Below are 17,546 nucleotides of genomic sequence, written 5' to 3' on the forward strand. Positions count from 1 at the left end.
TATGGAATTGAATACAGCGATTGCCTTTATATTAATTTTCGGTGCACTCGTATTTTTCCATGAGCTAGGGCATCTATATTTCGCAAAAAGAGCAGGTATTTTATGCCGCGAGTTTGCGATTGGTTTTGGTCCGAAAATATTCTCATTTGAAAAGAATGAAACGGTGTATACGATTCGATTACTGCCCCTTGGTGGCTATGTAAGAATGGCCGGCGAGGATGCGGACACAGTTGAGTTAAAGCCTGGGAAAAAGGTTGGCCTTGTATTAAATGAAAAAGACGAAGTTGTGAAATTAGTTTTTGATGGATATGAAAAGTATCCAAATGTTCGTGTTATTGAAGTCGAACAAGCTGATTTGGAGCATAATTTAACAATTTCGGGCTATGAAGAGTACGAGGAAGAGCTTCAAACATTCCGAGTGAATGAAAAGGCTCGTATTATTACTGCGGGGGAAGAAATTCAAATTGCTCCGTATAATAGACAATTTGGCTCGAAAAAACTAGGGCAACGCGCTTTAACAATCTTTGCGGGTCCTGCAATGAACTTCATTTTAGCATTTGTTATTTTTGTGATTCTTGGATTTGTACAAGGGGTTCCTATTGACAAACCAATGGTCGGAAAAGTGATGGATAACAGTGCAGCACAGCAAGCTGGATTGAAAGAGAATGATACAATTCAAGCTATTGATGGGAAAAACACAAGTACATGGAAAGATGTTGTTACTATTGTACGTGAAAACCCAAATAAAGAAATTACGTTACAAGTAAAGCGTGATAATGAACAGTTTAATGTGAAAGTAACGCCAACACTCGATAAAGAAGGAAAAGACGAAGTTGGTAGAATCGGTGTGTATTCTCCTGTAGAGAAAACAGTAATGGGTTCTATTAAATCAGGATTTGAACAAACGTACCAATGGACGAAACTAATTTTTGAATCTCTTGTTAAATTAGTAACTGGTCAATTTTCTATTAATGAGTTATCAGGTCCAGTAGGAATTTATAATCTAACAGATCAAGTTGTAGATTATGGGTTTACGCGTGTACTAAGTTTAGCTGCAGTTCTAAGCATTAATCTTGGTTTATTTAATTTATTACCAGTTCCTGCTTTAGATGGTGGCCGTTTATTCTTCTTCTTAATTGAAGCGTTACGAGGGAAACCAATTGATCGCCAAAAAGAAGGAATGGTTCACTTTATTGGTTTTGCATTATTAATGTTACTTATGTTAGTTGTAACTTGGAATGACATTCGTAAGTTTTTCTTGTAAAATAAAGTGAAACTTATAATGAAATAGAGCTCGTAGAATAAAATCCCTCACCTAACTCGAGGTGAGGGGTTTTACTGCGTGTAAGAGTAAAATGAAGAGGTGCAAATAAATGAAACAAAGTATGGTATTCAGTCCTACATTACGTGAAGTTCCAGCTGATGCTGAAATTAAGAGTCATCAGCTATTACTTCGTGCAGGTTTTATGCGTCAAAATGCTTCTGGTATTTATAGCTTTCTACCATTTGGATTAAAAGTATTACACAAAGTAGAACGTATCGTTCGAGAAGAAATGGAGCGCGCAGGAGCTGTAGAATTATTAATGCCAGCTATGCAAGCTGCGGAATTGTGGCAAGAATCAGGTCGTTGGTATTCTTACGGATCTGAATTAATGCGTATGAAAGATCGTAATGCTCGTGAATTCGCATTAGGAGCGACACATGAGGAAGTAATTACGGATCTCGTGCGTGATGAAGTGAAATCATATAAAAAATTACCGTTAACATTATACCAAATTCAAACAAAATTCCGTGATGAGCAAAGACCTCGTTTCGGCTTATTACGTGGAAGAGAGTTTCTAATGAAAGATGCATACTCTTTCCATGCTACACAAGAGAGCTTAGATGAAGTATACGATCGTTTATATAAAGCATACTCTAACATTTTTGCTCGCTGTGGCTTGAATTTCCGTGCAGTTATTGCTGATTCTGGAGCAATGGGCGGAAAAGATACACATGAATTTATGGTATTATCTGATGTTGGTGAAGATACAATTGCATACTCTGACACATCTGATTATGCAGCAAACATCGAAATGGCTCCTGTTGTAGCTACGTATACGAAGAGTGACGAAGCAGAAAAAGCACTTGAAAAAGTAGCAACACCAGACCAAAAAGCAATTGAAGAAGTATCTGCATTCTTAAACATTGCAGCTGACAAGTGCATTAAGTCTATGGTGTTTAAAGTAGATGAGAAATTAGTAGTGGTACTTGTTCGTGGTGATCACGAAGTAAACGATGTGAAAGTGAAAAATGTATACGGCGCTTCAGTTGTTGAGCTTGCTTCTCATGAAGAAGTAAAAGCATTATTAAATTGTGAAGTTGGTTCATTAGGACCGATTAATGTAACAGGTGATATCGAAATTATTGCTGATCATGCTGTAGCATCAATTGTTAACGGATGTTCAGGAGCGAATGAAGAAGGATTCCATTATGTAAATGTAAATCCAGAACGTGACTTTAAAGTAAGTCAATATACAGATTTACGCTTCATCCAAGAAGGAGACCAATCTCCAGATGGAAACGGAACAATTCTTTTTGCACGCGGAATTGAAGTTGGTCATGTATTCAAATTAGGAACTCGTTATAGTGAAGCAATGAACGCAACATTCCTAGATGAAAACGGAAAAACACAACCACTTATTATGGGTTGTTACGGTATCGGTGTATCTCGTACAGTGGCAGCAATTGCAGAGCAGTTTAACGATGAGAACGGCTTAGTTTGGCCAAAAGCTGTAGCACCGTTCCATGTGCATGTAATTCCAGTAAATATGAAATCGGATGCACAACGTGAAATGGGTGAAAATATCTACAACTCATTACAAGAACAAGGCTATGAAGTGTTATTAGACGATCGTGCAGAACGTGCAGGTGTTAAATTTGCAGATGCAGATTTATTCGGTCTTCCAGTTCGTGTTACAGTTGGTAAAAAAGCAGACGAAGGTATTGTAGAAGTGAAAGTACGTGCTACAGGTGAGTCTGAAGAAGTAAACGTAGAAGAACTTCAAACATATATTGCAAATATTTTAAAATAAGAAGAGGTACCTCGTAATGGGGTACCTTCTCTTTCTTTGTAAACGTATTTTGTAAAAGAAGAGGTGAGAAATCTTTCTTTGTGGTACGTTTCAATTTATAATAGCAAATGGAAGGAGAGTGCTTATGTCTTTAACAAATGAACAACAAGAGCGATTTCAAATTTTGCTCCAGCAGTTGCAAATACCAGACGACCTTATAAATCAATATTTACAAGGCGGTGGTATTGAAAGGCTCGTTATTGATAAAGCGAATAAAAGTTGGCATTTTGATTTACAGGTGCCACGTATTTTGCCTACAGAATTATATGAATTGCTAGAAAAAAAGCTTAAGCAATCATTTTCTCATATTGCAAGAACAACATTTGCATTAGAAACAGAGAATAAACAATTTACAGAAGAAGAAGTGAGGGCGTATTGGCCGCTTTGTACGGAACGAATTACATTTTCACCTATGTTCGCATACTTAAAGAAGCAGCTTCCGCAGGTGAATGGAGTGAAGTTGCTAATAAATGTGAATAACGAGCTGGAGTCTACTGCTTTAAAGAAAAACGTTGCGAAACCAGTAGGGGATCAATACGAAGTTTTTGGATTCCCGCGTTTTCAGTTAGACACACATATACAGCAAAATACAGAAGAAATGCAAAAGTTTCGTGAACAAACGCAGCAAGAAGACCGCGAGCGTGTTATACAAGCTATGGAAGAAATGGCGAAGAAGCAAGCTGAAGAAAGCAGTGTTGTGTATGAAGGACCGATTACACTCGGGTATCTTATTAAGCCAGATGAAGAGATTACACCGATGCGAGAAATTCAAGATGAAGAAAGAAGAAAAACGGTTCAAGGATATGTCTTCCATGTAGAAACAAAAGAGCTTCGTAGTGGACGTACGTTATTAACTTTAAAAATAACGGATTATACGGATTCTATTATGATCAAAATGTTCTCGCGTGACAAAGAAGATATTCCAATGCTGCAATCCTTGAAAAAAGGAATGTGGGTGAAAGCGCGTGGTTCTGTTCAAAACGATACATTCGTTCGAGATTTAGTAATGATTGCAAATGATATTAATGAAATAACAGGACCGTCTCGTAAAGATAAAGCACCAGAAGGCGAAAAACGAGTAGAGCTGCATCTCCATACTCCGATGAGTCAAATGGACGCTGTCACTCCAGTTTCTAAGCTTGTTGCTCAAGCTGGTAAATGGGGACATGAGGCTATTGCGGTTACAGACCATGCCGTGGCTCAGTCTTTCCCAGAGGCGTATTCTGCGGGAAAGAAGGCTGGAGTTAAAGTTATATATGGTGTAGAAGCAAATCTAGTTAATGATGGTGTACCGATAGCGTATAACGAAGCGCATCGTTTACTTGCAGAGGAAACGTATGTTGTTTTCGACGTTGAGACGACAGGTTTATCAGCTGTATACGATACAGTCATTGAGTTGGCTGCCGTAAAAGTAAAGGGTGGCGAAATTATTGATCGCTTTGAATCTTTCGCAAATCCACATCAACCATTATCAGCGACGATTATTGAATTGACAGGTATTACAGATGATATGTTAACTGATGCACCTGAAGTGGACGAAGTGTTTAAAAAGTTTGAGGAATGGATGGGCGACCATACACTTGTTGCTCATAACGCGAGCTTTGATATGGGCTTTATTAACGTAGGTTTTAAAAAGGCTGGACTAGAAAAAACGAATAACCCCGTTATTGATACGTTAGAACTTGCACGATTCTTATTCCCAGAAATGAAAAATCATCGATTAAATACGATGTGTAAAAAACTTGATATTGAATTAACACAACATCACCGTGCGATTTATGATACAGAAGCGACGGGATATTTACTTGTGAAAATGTTGAAAGACGTAATTGAAAAGGGATTTGAATATCACGATCAATTAAATGATAGCATGGGACAAGGGGATGCGTATAAGCGTGGCCGTCCAAGTCATATGACGTTACTTGCCACATCAGATGTTGGATTGAAAAATTTATATAAACTTGTTTCATATTCTCACCTTAATTACTTTTACCGTGTACCACGTGTGCCGAGGTCACTATTAAAAAAATACCGTGAAGGAATTTTAGTAGGAACGGCTTGTGATAAAGGTGAAGTGTTCGAGGCAATGATGCAAAAGGCACCTGAAGAGGTAGAAGAAATTGCCCAGTTCTATGATTACATTGAAGTAATGCCTCCAGAGGTGTTGCGTCATTTAGTAGAACGTGAACTTGTTCGAGACGAAGGTCAATTAAAAACAATTATTTCTAACTTAGTAAAACTAGGTGAGACGTTAGATAAACCAGTTGTTGCTACAGGAAACGTGCATTATTTAGACCCTGAGGATGCAATGTATCGTAAAATTTTAGTCAGTTCGCAGGGCGGAGCCAATCCGTTAAATCGACATTCATTACCGCCAGTACATTTCCGTACAACTGATGAAATGTTAGAATGTTTTTCATTCTTAGGTGAAGACAAAGCGAAAGAAGTTGTTGTAACGAATACACAAAAGATTGCGTCATTAATTGGTGATGTGCATCCAGTAAAAGACGATCTATACACACCGAAAATTGAAGGTGCTGATGATGAAACGCGTGATATGAGTTATAAAATGGCGCGTAGCATTTATGGTGAAGAGCTACCGGAAATTGTAGAAGCACGTTTAGAAAAAGAATTAAAAAGTATTATTGGGCATGGATTCGCCGTAATTTATTTAATTTCACATAAGCTTGTGAAAAAATCGTTAGTAGACGGATATCTAGTAGGTTCGCGTGGATCGGTAGGGTCATCATTTGTTGCAACGATGATGGAAATTACAGAAGTAAACCCATTACCACCACACTATGTATGTCCGAAGTGTAAGCAATCAGAATTCTTTAATGATGGTTCTGTAGGTTCTGGTTTTGACTTACCAGATAAAGAATGCCCTGCTTGTAATATTCCATATGTAAAAGATGGACATGACATTCCGTTCGAAACGTTCCTTGGATTTAAAGGAGATAAGGTACCCGATATCGATTTGAACTTCTCCGGGGAATACCAACCACGTGCCCATAACTATACGAAAGTACTGTTCGGTGAAGACTATGTATATCGTGCAGGAACGATTGGTACAGTTGCGGAAAAAACTGCTTACGGATATGTAAAAGGTTATGCAAATGATCATAACTTAACGATTCGAAATGCAGAGATTGATCGCTTAGTAGCAGGGTGTACCGGTGTAAAACGTACAACAGGACAGCATCCAGGCGGTATTATCGTTGTGCCAGATTACATGGATATCTTTGATTTCTCACCAATACAGTATCCAGCTGATTCAATTGGTGCTGAATGGAGAACAACGCATTTTGATTTCCACTCGATTCATGATAATTTATTGAAACTTGATATACTAGGACACGATGATCCGACCGTTATTCGTATGTTACAAGATTTAAGTGGTATTGATCCGAAAACAATCCCAACGGATGATCCAGAAGTAATGAAAATTTTCTCTGGTCCAGAATCGTTAGGGGTAACGGAAGAACAAATTAACTGTAAAACAGGTACACTTGGTATACCAGAGTTTGGTACAAAATTCGTAAGACAGATGTTAGAAGAGACAAAACCGACGACATTCTCAGAGTTAGTCCAAATTTCTGGACTATCACATGGTACTGACGTATGGCTTGGTAATGCAAACGAGTTAATTTATAACGGTACATGTACGCTGAGCGAAGTTATCGGTTGTCGTGATGACATCATGGTATATTTAATCTATCAAGGTCTAGATCCATCATTAGCCTTCAAAATCATGGAGTCGGTTCGTAAAGGTAAAGGTGTACCGGAAGAATGGGAAGAAGACATGAAAAATAATAATGTACCAGGTTGGTATATTGATTCATGTAAGAAGATTAAATACATGTTCCCTAAAGCCCATGCGGCTGCTTACGTACTTATGGCTGTACGTATCGCATACTTTAAAGTACATTTTGCACTGTTATTCTATGCCGCATATTTTACAGTTCGTGCAGATGATTTTGATGTAGAGGCAATGGCGAAAGGTTCAGCATCTATACGTGCAAGAATTGATGAAATTGCTCAAAAGGGACTCGATGCTGCGCCGAAAGAGAAGAGTTTATTAACGGTACTAGAAATGACACTTGAAATGTGTGAGCGTGGATACTCATTCCAAAAGGTGGATTTATACCGCTCACATGCAACAGAATTTATTATTGATGGAGATACATTAATCCCTCCATTTAATGCAGTACCTGGTCTTGGCACAAACGCAGCTTTAAGTATTGTAGAAGCACGTAAAAATGGAGACTTCTTATCAAAAGAAGACTTGCAACAGCGAAGTAAGGTTTCGAAAACAATTATTGAGTATTTAGATAGCCAAGGTTGTTTAGGAGACTTACCGGATCAAAACCAGTTATCACTGTTCTAGTAGGTAGGAAAAGTCTTTGCAAATCAACATTTCCTATGATATACTATTAACCGAGATAACCATGTCATGTATATTGTGTAAAGAAAAGAGTGGGGAAACCCACTCTTTCGTGTTACTATCTATGTTTTATCTACGTAGATAGGTAAAAGATTTCTGTCGTATATACATATTTTGTTACAAGTTTTACTTCTTAAATTTGGTAATACTAAGACAGATAATCCCTGCTGAACAGCAGGGGCTTTTGTTAGCTAACGAGAAAGAATAAGATAGACCGTTTTTAAATTGGCGGGGTCTTCTTCTTTTAAATGGTACATGACGGCAGGAAGGAGGCTGTTTATGGATAAGAAAGTCACAGAAGTTGTAGAAGCATTTGCGCAGCCGATCGTTGAAGAGTTAAATCTTGAACTTGTAGATGTAGAGTATGTGAAAGAAGGACAAGACTGGTTCTTACGCGTATTCATCGATTCTGAAAAGGGAGTCGACATTGAAGAATGCGGTGCGGTAAGTGAACGTTTAAGCGAAGCTTTAGATAAAGAGGACCCAATTCCTCATCTTTACTTTTTGGATGTATCATCTCCTGGAGCGGAACGCCCATTAAAGAAAGAAAAAGACTTCCAGCAAGCGGTAGGAAAACAAGTGGCAATTAAAACATATGAGCCGATTGATGGTGAAAAGATGTTTGAAGGAAAGCTGCTTTCTTACGATGGTACAACAATAACATTATTATTAACAATTAAAACACGTAAAAAAGAAATCCAAATTTCGATGGATAAAGTCGCAAATGCGCGACTTGCTGTTACGTTTTAGTTAGAAGGGGGATCTTCATGAGCACTGAGTTATTAGATGCTTTGCTCGTATTAGAATCTGAAAAAGGCATTAGCAAAGACATTATTATTGATGCGATTGAAGCAGCTTTAATCTCTGCTTATAAGCGCAATTTTAATCAAGCACAAAACGTTCGTGTGAGCTTTAACCCAGAAGTGGGAACAATTCAAGTTTTAGCACGTAAAGACGTAGTAGACAATGTGTTTGATCCACGTCTTGAAATTTCTGTAGAGGAAGCAAGACAAATTAATCCAAACTATCAAGATGGTGACGTACTAGAAATTGAAGTAACACCAAAAGACTTTGGTCGTATTGCAGCACAAACTGCAAAACAAGTTGTAACACAACGAGTGCGTGAAGCAGAGCGCGGTGTTATTTACTCTGAGTTTAGTGACCGTGAAGAAGATATTATGGTAGGTATTGTACAACGTCAAGATGCTCGTTTCATCTATGTAAGCTTAGGAAAAGTAGAAGCTTTATTACCTGTAAGTGAGCAAATGCCTAATGAGCAATACAAACCACATGATCGTATTCGCGTATTCATTACGAAAGTAGAAAAAACGACAAAAGGACCACAAATTTACGTATCACGTACACATCCTGGTCTTTTAAAACGTTTATTCGAAATGGAAGTTCCTGAAATCTATGATGGAACTGTAGAAATTCGTTCTGTAGCACGTGAAGCTGGCGATCGCTCTAAAATCTCTGTATATGCAGAGAACACTGATGTTGATCCAGTTGGTTCTTGTGTAGGACCAAAAGGGCAACGTGTACAACGCATTGTAGACGAATTAAAAGGTGAAAAAATTGACATCGTTCGCTGGTCAAATGATCCAGTTGAATATGTTGCAAATGCATTAAGCCCATCACAAGTTGTTAAAGTACTTGTAGATGAAGAAGAAAAAGCGACAACAGTAGTTGTTCCAGACCACCAGCTATCATTAGCTATCGGTAAGCGTGGACAAAATGCACGTCTTGCAGCTAAATTAACAGGCTGGAAAATTGACATTAAGAGTGAGTCTGATGCGAAACAACTTGGTATTGTAACAGAAGAAGATAGCGTAATCGCATTTGGATTCGATTCAGTGGAAGACGAAATCGAATAGAGGTGATGAGTATGAGCAATCGAAAAGTTCCGTTACGAAAATGTGTTGCAACGCAAGAAATGAAATCAAAACGAGAGCTCGTTCGCATTGTTCGTTCCAAAGAGGGAGAAGTGTCCATTGATTTAACTGGGAAAAAATCAGGACGAGGTGCTTACTTGTCGAAGGACAAGGAGAGCATTCTTCAAGCTCAAAAGAAAAATGTTTTGGAACATCATCTAAAAGCGAAAATCGACGGTTCTTTATATGAAGAGCTTCTTGAGCTTGTTGAGAAGGAGTCGAAATAAGTGTCCGATTGGAAATCGTTTTTAGGACTAGCAAACCGGGCTCGGAAAATTATTTCGGGTGAAGAACTCGTTTTAAAAGAAGTACGAAGTGGCAAAGCAAAACTTGTATTGCTATCTGAAGATGCGTCAGTAAATACTACAAAACGCATCACAGATAAAACTACGTATTACAACGTACCAATGAGAAAGGTCGAAAATCGACAACAATTAGGGCATGCGATTGGGAGAGATGAGCGAGTCGTTGTAGCTGTGTTAGATGAAGGCTTTGCGAAAAAGCTGCGTAGCATGCTCGATACAAATTACCGGGGGTGAAGGTATGAGTAAAATTCGAGTGCATGAATATGCAAAAAAACATAATATCTCAAGTAAAGATCTTATGACAAAACTAAAAGAAATGAATATCGAGGTTTCGAATCATATGACAATGTTAGACGATGAAGTAGTAAATAAATTAGATAATGAATATCAAACTGAAAAACCTTCTGTTGCAGATGAGTTTGAAGTAGAAGAAAAAGTTGTTCGCAGTAAAAAGAACAGCAATAAGAAAAAGAAAAAAGGCAAAGGGAACGAAGACAAACGTCAAGAGAACTTTGCTGGTAGACAACAAACTCAAATTGTAGAAACACCAGATAAAATTACTTTCTCTGGAAGCCTTACAGTAGGAGATCTTGCTAAAAAATTAAGCAAAGAGCCATCTGAAATTATTAAGAAGCTCTTCATGCTTGGAATTATGGCAACAATTAACCAAGACTTGGATAAAGATACAATTGAGTTAATTGCTAACGACTACGGTATTGAAGTAGAAGAAGAAGTAATTGTGAGCGAGACTGAGTTTGAAACATTCATTGATGAGCAAGATGATGAAGAGAACTTAAAAGAACGTCCAGCTGTAGTTACAATCATGGGACACGTTGACCACGGTAAAACAACATTACTGGATTCTATTCGTAACTCAAAAGTAACTGCAGGCGAAGCGGGTGGAATTACTCAGCATATCGGTGCATATCAAGTTGAAGTAAACGATAAGAAGATTACATTCTTAGATACACCTGGTCACGCAGCATTTACAACGATGCGTGCTCGTGGTGCACAAGTAACGGATATTACAATCCTTGTTGTTGCAGCGGATGACGGTGTTATGCCACAAACGGTTGAAGCAATTAACCATGCGAAGGCAGCAGGAGTACCAATTATTGTTGCTGTGAATAAAATGGATAAACCAGCTGCAAACCCTGATCGCGTAATGCAAGAACTAACAGAATATGAATTAGTTCCAGAAGCTTGGGGCGGAGATACTATTTTCGTACCAATTTCTGCAATTCAAGGCGAAGGCATTGACAACTTACTAGAAATGATCCTTCTTGTAAGTGAAGTAGAAGAATATAAAGCAAATCCAAACCGCTATGCAACTGGTACAGTAATCGAAGCACAGCTTGATAAAGGTAAAGGAACTATCGCGACATTACTTGTTCAAAACGGTACGCTTCGAGTTGGAGATCCAATCGTTGTTGGAACTTCATTCGGACGTGTTCGTGCAATGGTAAGTGATATTGGTCGTCGTGTAAAAGTTGCTGGTCCATCAACTCCTGTTGAAATTACTGGTTTAAACGAAGTACCACAGGCTGGAGATCGTTTCATGGCATTCGCTGATGAGAAGAAAGCTCGTCAAATCGGTGAATCACGTGCACAAGAAGCTTTAGTTGCACAACGTGGTGAGAAATCTAAATTAAGCCTTGAAGATTTATTCCAACAAATCCAAGAGGGCGATGTAAAAGAAATTAACTTAATCGTAAAAGCAGACGTACAAGGTTCTGTTGAAGCGATGGCAGCATCACTTCGTAAAATTGATGTTGAAGGTGTAAAAGTTAAAATCATTCACACTGGTGTAGGTGCGATTACAGAATCTGATATCATTTTAGCTTCTGCATCTAATGCAATTGTAATTGGATTTAACGTACGTCCAGATGTGAACGCGAAGCGTACAGCTGAATTAGAGAACGTTGATATTCGTTTACACCGTATTATTTATAAAGTAATCGAAGAGATTGAAGCAGCGATGCAAGGTATGCTTGATCCAGAATTCGAAGAAAAAGTAATCGGTCAAGCAGAAGTTCGTCAAACGTTTAAAGTAACAAAAGTTGGAACAATCGCAGGTTGTTACGTAACAGACGGTAAAATTACGCGTGATAGTGGCGTACGTATTATCCGTGACGGCGTAGTAATTTTCGAAGGACAACTTGATACGTTAAAACGTTTCAAAGACGACGTAAAAGAAGTTGCACAAAACTATGAGTGTGGTATTACAATTGAGAGATATAATGATCTTAAAGAAGGGGACATCATTGAAGCGTACATTATGGAAGAAGTGAAGCGATGATTATCGCTTCACTCTCATTCGAGTGTATGATTTACGATGTGCATTCTTTAAAAGAGAAACGTGCAATTTTACAACGTGTGTTAACTCGTGTGAAACAGCGCTATAATGTAGCTGTTTCTGAAGTTGGGCATCAAGATGTATGGCAACGTACAGAAATTGCAATTGTTTCCGTATCCTCAAATCGTGTTATCTGTGAAAAAGAAATGAATCGTGTACTTGAGTACATCGATTCATTTCCTGAAATTGAACGTACAATAACACATTTGGAATGGTATTGAATGAGGTGAAGAGTTATGAAATTACGTGCGAACCGTGTGGGCGAGCAAATGAAAAAAGAATTAGGCGATATTATCAGTCGTAAAATTAAAGACCCACGTATTGGATTTGTTACAGTAACAGATGTACAAGTGAGTGGTGATTTACAAATTGCTAAAGTATATATTTCTGTTTTAGGTGACGAAGAACAGAAAGAAAATACTTTAAAAGGTTTAGCGAAGGCAAAAGGCTTTATTCGTTCAGAAATTGGCCAACGTATTCGTCTTCGTAAAACACCGGAAATTACCTTTGAGTTTGATGAGTCTATCGGATATGGTCATCGAATTGATACACTTTTACATGAAATTAATAAAGACGGTAAACGTGAAGAATAATGGATAGACATTTGTCTATCCATTTTTTCAATGCAAAATAAGTTTTGGATATTTAATACGAAAGAATTATGATGAGGTGAACATATATGGAAGGTGTAGTATTATTACATAAGCCAAAAGGCATGACATCACATGATTGTGTATTTAAATTAAGAAAGATATTGCGAGAAAAGAGAATTGGTCATACGGGAACATTAGATCCAGATGTAACAGGAGTATTACCTATTTGTGTGGGACGAGCAACGAAAATTGCACAATTTTTAACAAGTGAAACGAAAACATATGAAGGTGAAGTAACATTAGGGTTTTCAACGACAACTGAAGACGCTTCTGGTGAGGTTGTTGAAACGAAAAATGTAGATCGTACTATTACTCGTATGGAAGTAGAGAAAGCTCTTGCGGAATTAACAGGCACGATTGAACAAATGCCACCAATGTTCTCGGCTGTAAAAGTAAACGGGAAAAAATTATATGAATATGCAAGAGCAGGACAAGAGGTGGAACGTCCAGTTCGTACAATTACAATTCATGAATTCGTATTACTTGATGATCGTGAAGTTTTTGAAGGTGAAAATATTTCATTCCGTTTCCGTGTAACGTGTAGTAAAGGAACATATGTAAGAACATTAGCTGTAATGATCGGGGAGAAACTTGGTTTCCCATCACATATGTCTCACCTTGTAAGAACGGCATCTGGTGAATTTTTATTAGAAGATTGCATATCATTTGAAGAAATTGAAGAAAACGTGCAAAATGGAACAGTAGAGTCTATCTTCATTTCAATTGATGAAGCATTAAGTAAGTTTCCAAAAATGGTTGTAGATGAAAAGCAAGCAGAGAAAATAAAGAATGGTATGTTCTTAAAGAATGAATTAGAAATAACAGCACCATTTATTACAGTGTTTGATAAAAATGATCGTTGCTTAGCAATTTATGAACATCATCCGAAACATCCTGGCATGTTAAAGCCGATGAAAGTACTTGTGAATAATCAAGAACTAAAGCTATAATGAATTATTGGAAGGATTATTACAGAAAAAGGTGAATTCAAGCGTGAAACTTATTCATTTAACTCATCCACATGAACAAAATAAATTAGAATTACCACCTACTGTAATGGCATTAGGATTTTTTGATGGCATTCATTTAGGACATCAATGTGTAATTCGAACTGCGAAAAAAATAGCGGACGAACGAGGATATAAAAGTGCAGTTATGACATTTCATCCTCATCCATCTGTTGTTTTAGGGAAAAAGGATGCGCATGTGGAGTATATTACACCAATGCGCGATAAAGAAAAAATAGTCGAAAGCTTAGGAATCGATATATTATATGTGATTAAATTTGATGAATCATTTGCAGGGTTATTACCGCAACAATTTGTAGATGATTATATTATTGGTTTAAATGTAAAGCATGTAGTAGCAGGGTTTGATTATTCATATGGACGTTTAGGAAAAGGAAAGATGGAGACTTTACCATTTCATGCAAGAGGGGAGTTTACACAGACTGTGATTGAAAAAGTTGAATTTCAAGAAGAGAAAGTAAGTTCTACAGCATTACGAAAGTTAATTCGAAATGGCGAAATGGAGCAAATTCCATCTATTTTAGGTAGAGCCTATACTGTGGCGGGAACAGTTATACACGGCGACAAACGTGGGCGTCAAATTGGTTTTCCAACAGCTAATGTAGGTTTAAGTGATGAGTATTTATTGCCACCTGTAGGTGTTTATGCAGTGAGATTAAAAGTTCACGATGAATGGTACGATGGTGTATGTAATATTGGATATAAACCGACTTTTAAAGAAGATGAGCGTCAATTATCAATTGAAGTGCACTTATTTGAATTTAACAAAGATATATACGATCAAAATGTTACAGTAGAGTGGCATATGCGTATAAGAGCAGAAAAGAAATTCAACGGTATTGATGAGTTAGTTGAACAAATCGCAAAAGATAAGAAAACAGCACAAGAATATTTTATGAGCGAAAAGAATATACTTGCTTTTTCAAATGAAAAGTAGTATTCTATGTTATGTACTTTATGACAACCATTGCTTGGCATTGCGACTCACCGACGCTTGCTAGGTAATTGGGGGTTTAATTAATAGGAGGTGAAATAGGATGGCTTTAACACAAGAACGTAAAAATGAAATCATTGCACAATTTAGAACTCATGAGACTGATACTGGTTCTCCAGAGGTTCAAATTGCTGTCCTAACGGAGCAAATTAACACTCTAAACGAGCACTTACGTACTCACAAGAAAGATCATCATTCACGTCGTGGTCTATTAAAGATGGTTGGTAAACGTCGTAACTTACTAACTTACCTTCGTAATAGCGATATCACACGTTACCGTGAATTAATCACAAAGCTTGGCTTACGTCGATAGTCAAAGAAGCGGGAATATTCCCGCTTTTTTGTTAGGTAAAAATATATCTTCTACGCTTTATAGCTTACTTAATTTTAGGCAATACTAGAGGTAGAATATTGTGATATACTATCCATTTACATAGAAGAATTGAATACTTTAAATTGAGAGGGGTACTTAAATGAGTCAAGAAAAGCAAGTCTTCTCGATAGATTTAGCTGGTCGCCAGCTAACAGTTGAAACTGGTCAGCTTGCAAAACAAGCGAACGGAGCAGTATTAGTAAGATATGGCGATACAGCGGTTCTATCTACAGCAACTGCATCAAAAGAAGCAAAAAATGTAGATTTCTTCCCACTTACAGTAAACTATGAAGAGCGTTTATATGCAGTCGGAAAAATTCCTGGCGGTTTTATTAAGCGTGAAGGTCGTCCAAGTGAAAAAGCAATTTTGGCAAGTCGTTTAATCGACCGTCCAATTCGTCCGCTATTCGCAGATGGCTTCCGTAACGAAGTACAAGTTGTCAGCATTGTAATGAGTGTTGATCAAGATTGTTCTTCTGAAATGGCAGCTATGCTTGGTTCTTCATTAGCGTTATCGATTTCAGATATTCCATTTGAAGGTCCAATCGCTGGTGCGACAGTTGGCCGTATTAATGGCGAATTCGTTATTAACCCAACAGTAGAACAGCAAGAACAAAGTGATATCCACTTAGTTGTAGCTGGTACGAAAGATGCGATTAACATGGTTGAAGCAGGAGCAGATCAAGTACCTGAAGAAACAATGTTAGAAGCAATTATGTTTGGTCATGACGAAATTAAACGTCTAATTGCATTCCAAGAAGAGATTGTACAAGCTGTAGGTAAAGAGAAATCAGAAGTGAAACTTTATGAAGTTGACGCTGATCTTAACCAAGCTGTACGTGAAATGGCTGAAGAAGATATGCATTCAGCAATTCAAGTACATGAGAAACATGCACGTGAAGATGCAATTAACGAAGTGAAAAAACGTGTTATTGAGCATTACGAAGCGCAGGAAGCTGACGCTGATACATTAGGACAAGTAAATGAGATTTTATATAAAATTGTAAAAGAAGAAGTACGTCGTCTTATTACAGTTGAAAAAATCCGTCCAGATGGCCGTAAAGGTGACGAAATCCGTCCGTTAGCATCAGAGGTTGGTATTTTATCTCGTACACACGGTTCTGGTTTGTTCACTCGTGGACAAACACAAGCATTAAGTATTTGTACATTAGGTGCATTAGGCGATGTGCAAATTTTAGATGGTCTTGGTGTAGAAGAATCAAAACGCTTTATGCACCATTACAATTTCCCATCATTTAGTGTTGGTGAAACAAGACCAATGCGTGGACCAGGTCGTCGTGAAATCGGTCACGGTGCACTAGGAGAACGCGCACTTGAGCCTGTAATTCCATCTGAAAAAGATTTCCCATACACAGTACGTCTTGTATCTGAAGTTTTAGAATCAAATGGTTCTACTTCACAAGCAAGTATTTGTGGTAGTACTTTAGCAATGATGGATGCTGGTGTTCCACTTAAAGCTCCAGTTGCAGGTATTGCAATGGGTCTAGTTAAAACTGGTGAGCATTACACAATTTTATCTGATATTCAAGGTATGGAAGATCATTTAGGTGATATGGACTTTAAAGTAGCAGGTACAGCACAAGGTGTAACTGCACTACAAATGGACATTAAAATCGATGGTCTATCTCGTGAAATTTTAGAAGAGGCATTACAACAAGCAAAAGTTGGTCGTGTGCACATTCTAAATCATATGTTATCTGTTATTCCAGAGCCACGCACTGAATTATCAGCGTACGCTCCAAAGATTATTACAATGACAATTAATCCAGATAAAATCCGTGACGTTATCGGACCGAGCGGTAAACAAATCAATAAAATTATTGAAGAAACTGGCGTTAAAATTGACATCGAGCAAGATGGCACAGTATTCATTTCTTCAATAAACCAAGAAATGAACGACAAAGCTAAGAAAATTATCGAAGATATCGTTCGCGAAGTACAAGTAGGTGAAATCTACGAAGGAAAAGTGAAACGTGTTGAGAAATTCGGTGCTTTCGTTGAATTATTCAGCGGTAAAGATGGATTAGTTCACATTTCTGAACTTGCACTTGAGCGTGTAGGTAAAGTAGAAGACGTTGTAAAAATCGGTGACGTAATTACGGTTAAAGTTATCGAGATTGACAAGCAAGGTCGCGTAAATCTATCTAGAAAAGTATTGCTAAAAGAAGAGCAAGAAAAAGAAGCTGCTAAAGAAGAAAACAAACAAGAGCAGCAATAAGTAAAAGCCAGTTTAACTGGCTTTTTTTGTTATGTAAAAAACATGATGTTCAATATATTTTTATGTCGGTATAGGTATAGTTTTCATTATAACGCTCAAATTAACAAAGA

At 37.6% G+C, this 17,546-nt stretch carries 14 protein-coding genes; all 14 read left to right on the plus strand.

Annotation, left to right across the window (positions count from 1 at the left end):
* The first annotated feature begins 7 nt into the window (after positions 1-7).
* The 14 genes from rseP to pnp all read left to right on the plus strand — a co-directional run bounded on the left by rseP (position 8) and on the right by pnp (position 17,436).
* Entirely contained in the window at positions 8-1,264 is a 1,257-nt protein-coding gene (gene rseP, locus ACTFP3_RS15175; RefSeq protein WP_001090243.1) for an RIP metalloprotease RseP, read from the plus strand.
* A gap of 109 nt (positions 1,265-1,373) precedes the next feature.
* Entirely contained in the window at positions 1,374-3,074 is a 1,701-nt protein-coding gene (locus tag ACTFP3_RS15180; protein WP_000814300.1) for a proline--tRNA ligase, read from the plus strand.
* 124 nt (positions 3,075-3,198) lie between these two features.
* Positions 3,199-7,500 carry a PolC-type DNA polymerase III gene (locus tag ACTFP3_RS15185; RefSeq protein WP_326036313.1) on the plus strand — a complete coding sequence of 1,434 codons (4,302 nt, stop codon included), beginning with the start codon at positions 3,199-3,201 and terminating at the stop codon, positions 7,498-7,500.
* A gap of 336 nt (positions 7,501-7,836) precedes the next feature.
* A complete protein-coding gene (rimP, locus tag ACTFP3_RS15190) occupies positions 7,837-8,307 on the plus strand; it encodes a ribosome maturation factor RimP (protein WP_000359096.1) in 471 nt (156 codons plus the stop codon).
* A gap of 17 nt (positions 8,308-8,324) precedes the next feature.
* Entirely contained in the window at positions 8,325-9,431 is a 1,107-nt protein-coding gene (gene nusA / locus ACTFP3_RS15195) for a transcription termination factor NusA (RefSeq protein WP_000102604.1), read from the plus strand.
* A gap of 11 nt (positions 9,432-9,442) precedes the next feature.
* On the plus strand, positions 9,443-9,715 hold the full coding sequence (gene rnpM / locus ACTFP3_RS15200; RefSeq protein WP_000071127.1) for an RNase P modulator RnpM: 273 nt from the start codon (positions 9,443-9,445) through the stop codon (positions 9,713-9,715).
* Positions 9,716-10,027 carry a YlxQ family RNA-binding protein gene (locus tag ACTFP3_RS15205; protein WP_001286523.1) on the plus strand — a complete coding sequence of 104 codons (312 nt, stop codon included), beginning with the start codon at positions 9,716-9,718 and terminating at the stop codon, positions 10,025-10,027.
* Between the two features lie 4 nt (positions 10,028-10,031).
* Entirely contained in the window at positions 10,032-12,092 is a 2,061-nt protein-coding gene (gene infB, locus ACTFP3_RS15210) for a translation initiation factor IF-2 (protein ID WP_000036343.1), read from the plus strand.
* On the plus strand, positions 12,089-12,370 hold the full coding sequence (locus ACTFP3_RS15215) for a DUF503 domain-containing protein (RefSeq protein WP_000582363.1): 282 nt from the start codon (positions 12,089-12,091) through the stop codon (positions 12,368-12,370). Before infB ends, ACTFP3_RS15215 begins: the two co-directional genes overlap by 4 nt.
* Positions 12,371-12,385: 15 nt before the next feature.
* Complete coding sequence (gene rbfA, locus ACTFP3_RS15220) at positions 12,386-12,742, plus strand: 30S ribosome-binding factor RbfA (protein ID WP_000776437.1); 357 nt, start codon at positions 12,386-12,388, stop codon at positions 12,740-12,742.
* 86 nt (positions 12,743-12,828) lie between these two features.
* Positions 12,829-13,752 (plus strand): tRNA pseudouridine(55) synthase TruB, encoded by a 924-nt coding sequence (gene truB, locus ACTFP3_RS15225; RefSeq protein WP_000399350.1) that lies wholly within the window; start codon positions 12,829-12,831, stop codon positions 13,750-13,752.
* Between the two features lie 43 nt (positions 13,753-13,795).
* A complete protein-coding gene (gene ribF, locus ACTFP3_RS15230) occupies positions 13,796-14,767 on the plus strand; it encodes a bifunctional riboflavin kinase/FAD synthetase (protein ID WP_000766706.1) in 972 nt (323 codons plus the stop codon).
* Between the two features lie 100 nt (positions 14,768-14,867).
* On the plus strand, positions 14,868-15,137 hold the full coding sequence (gene rpsO, locus ACTFP3_RS15235; RefSeq protein WP_001229392.1) for a 30S ribosomal protein S15: 270 nt from the start codon (positions 14,868-14,870) through the stop codon (positions 15,135-15,137).
* Positions 15,138-15,297: 160 nt separating this feature from the next.
* The gene (pnp, locus tag ACTFP3_RS15240) at positions 15,298-17,436 is read left to right on the plus strand and encodes a polyribonucleotide nucleotidyltransferase (RefSeq protein ID WP_000076737.1); all 2,139 of its coding nucleotides are present in this window, start codon (positions 15,298-15,300) and stop codon (positions 17,434-17,436) included.
* The last annotated feature ends 110 nt before the right edge of the window (positions 17,437-17,546 follow it).

This window comes from Bacillus cereus group sp. MYBK5-2 (assembly GCF_051915685.1).
Taxonomy (GTDB): Bacteria; Bacillota; Bacilli; order Bacillales; family Bacillaceae_G; genus Bacillus_A; species Bacillus_A cereus.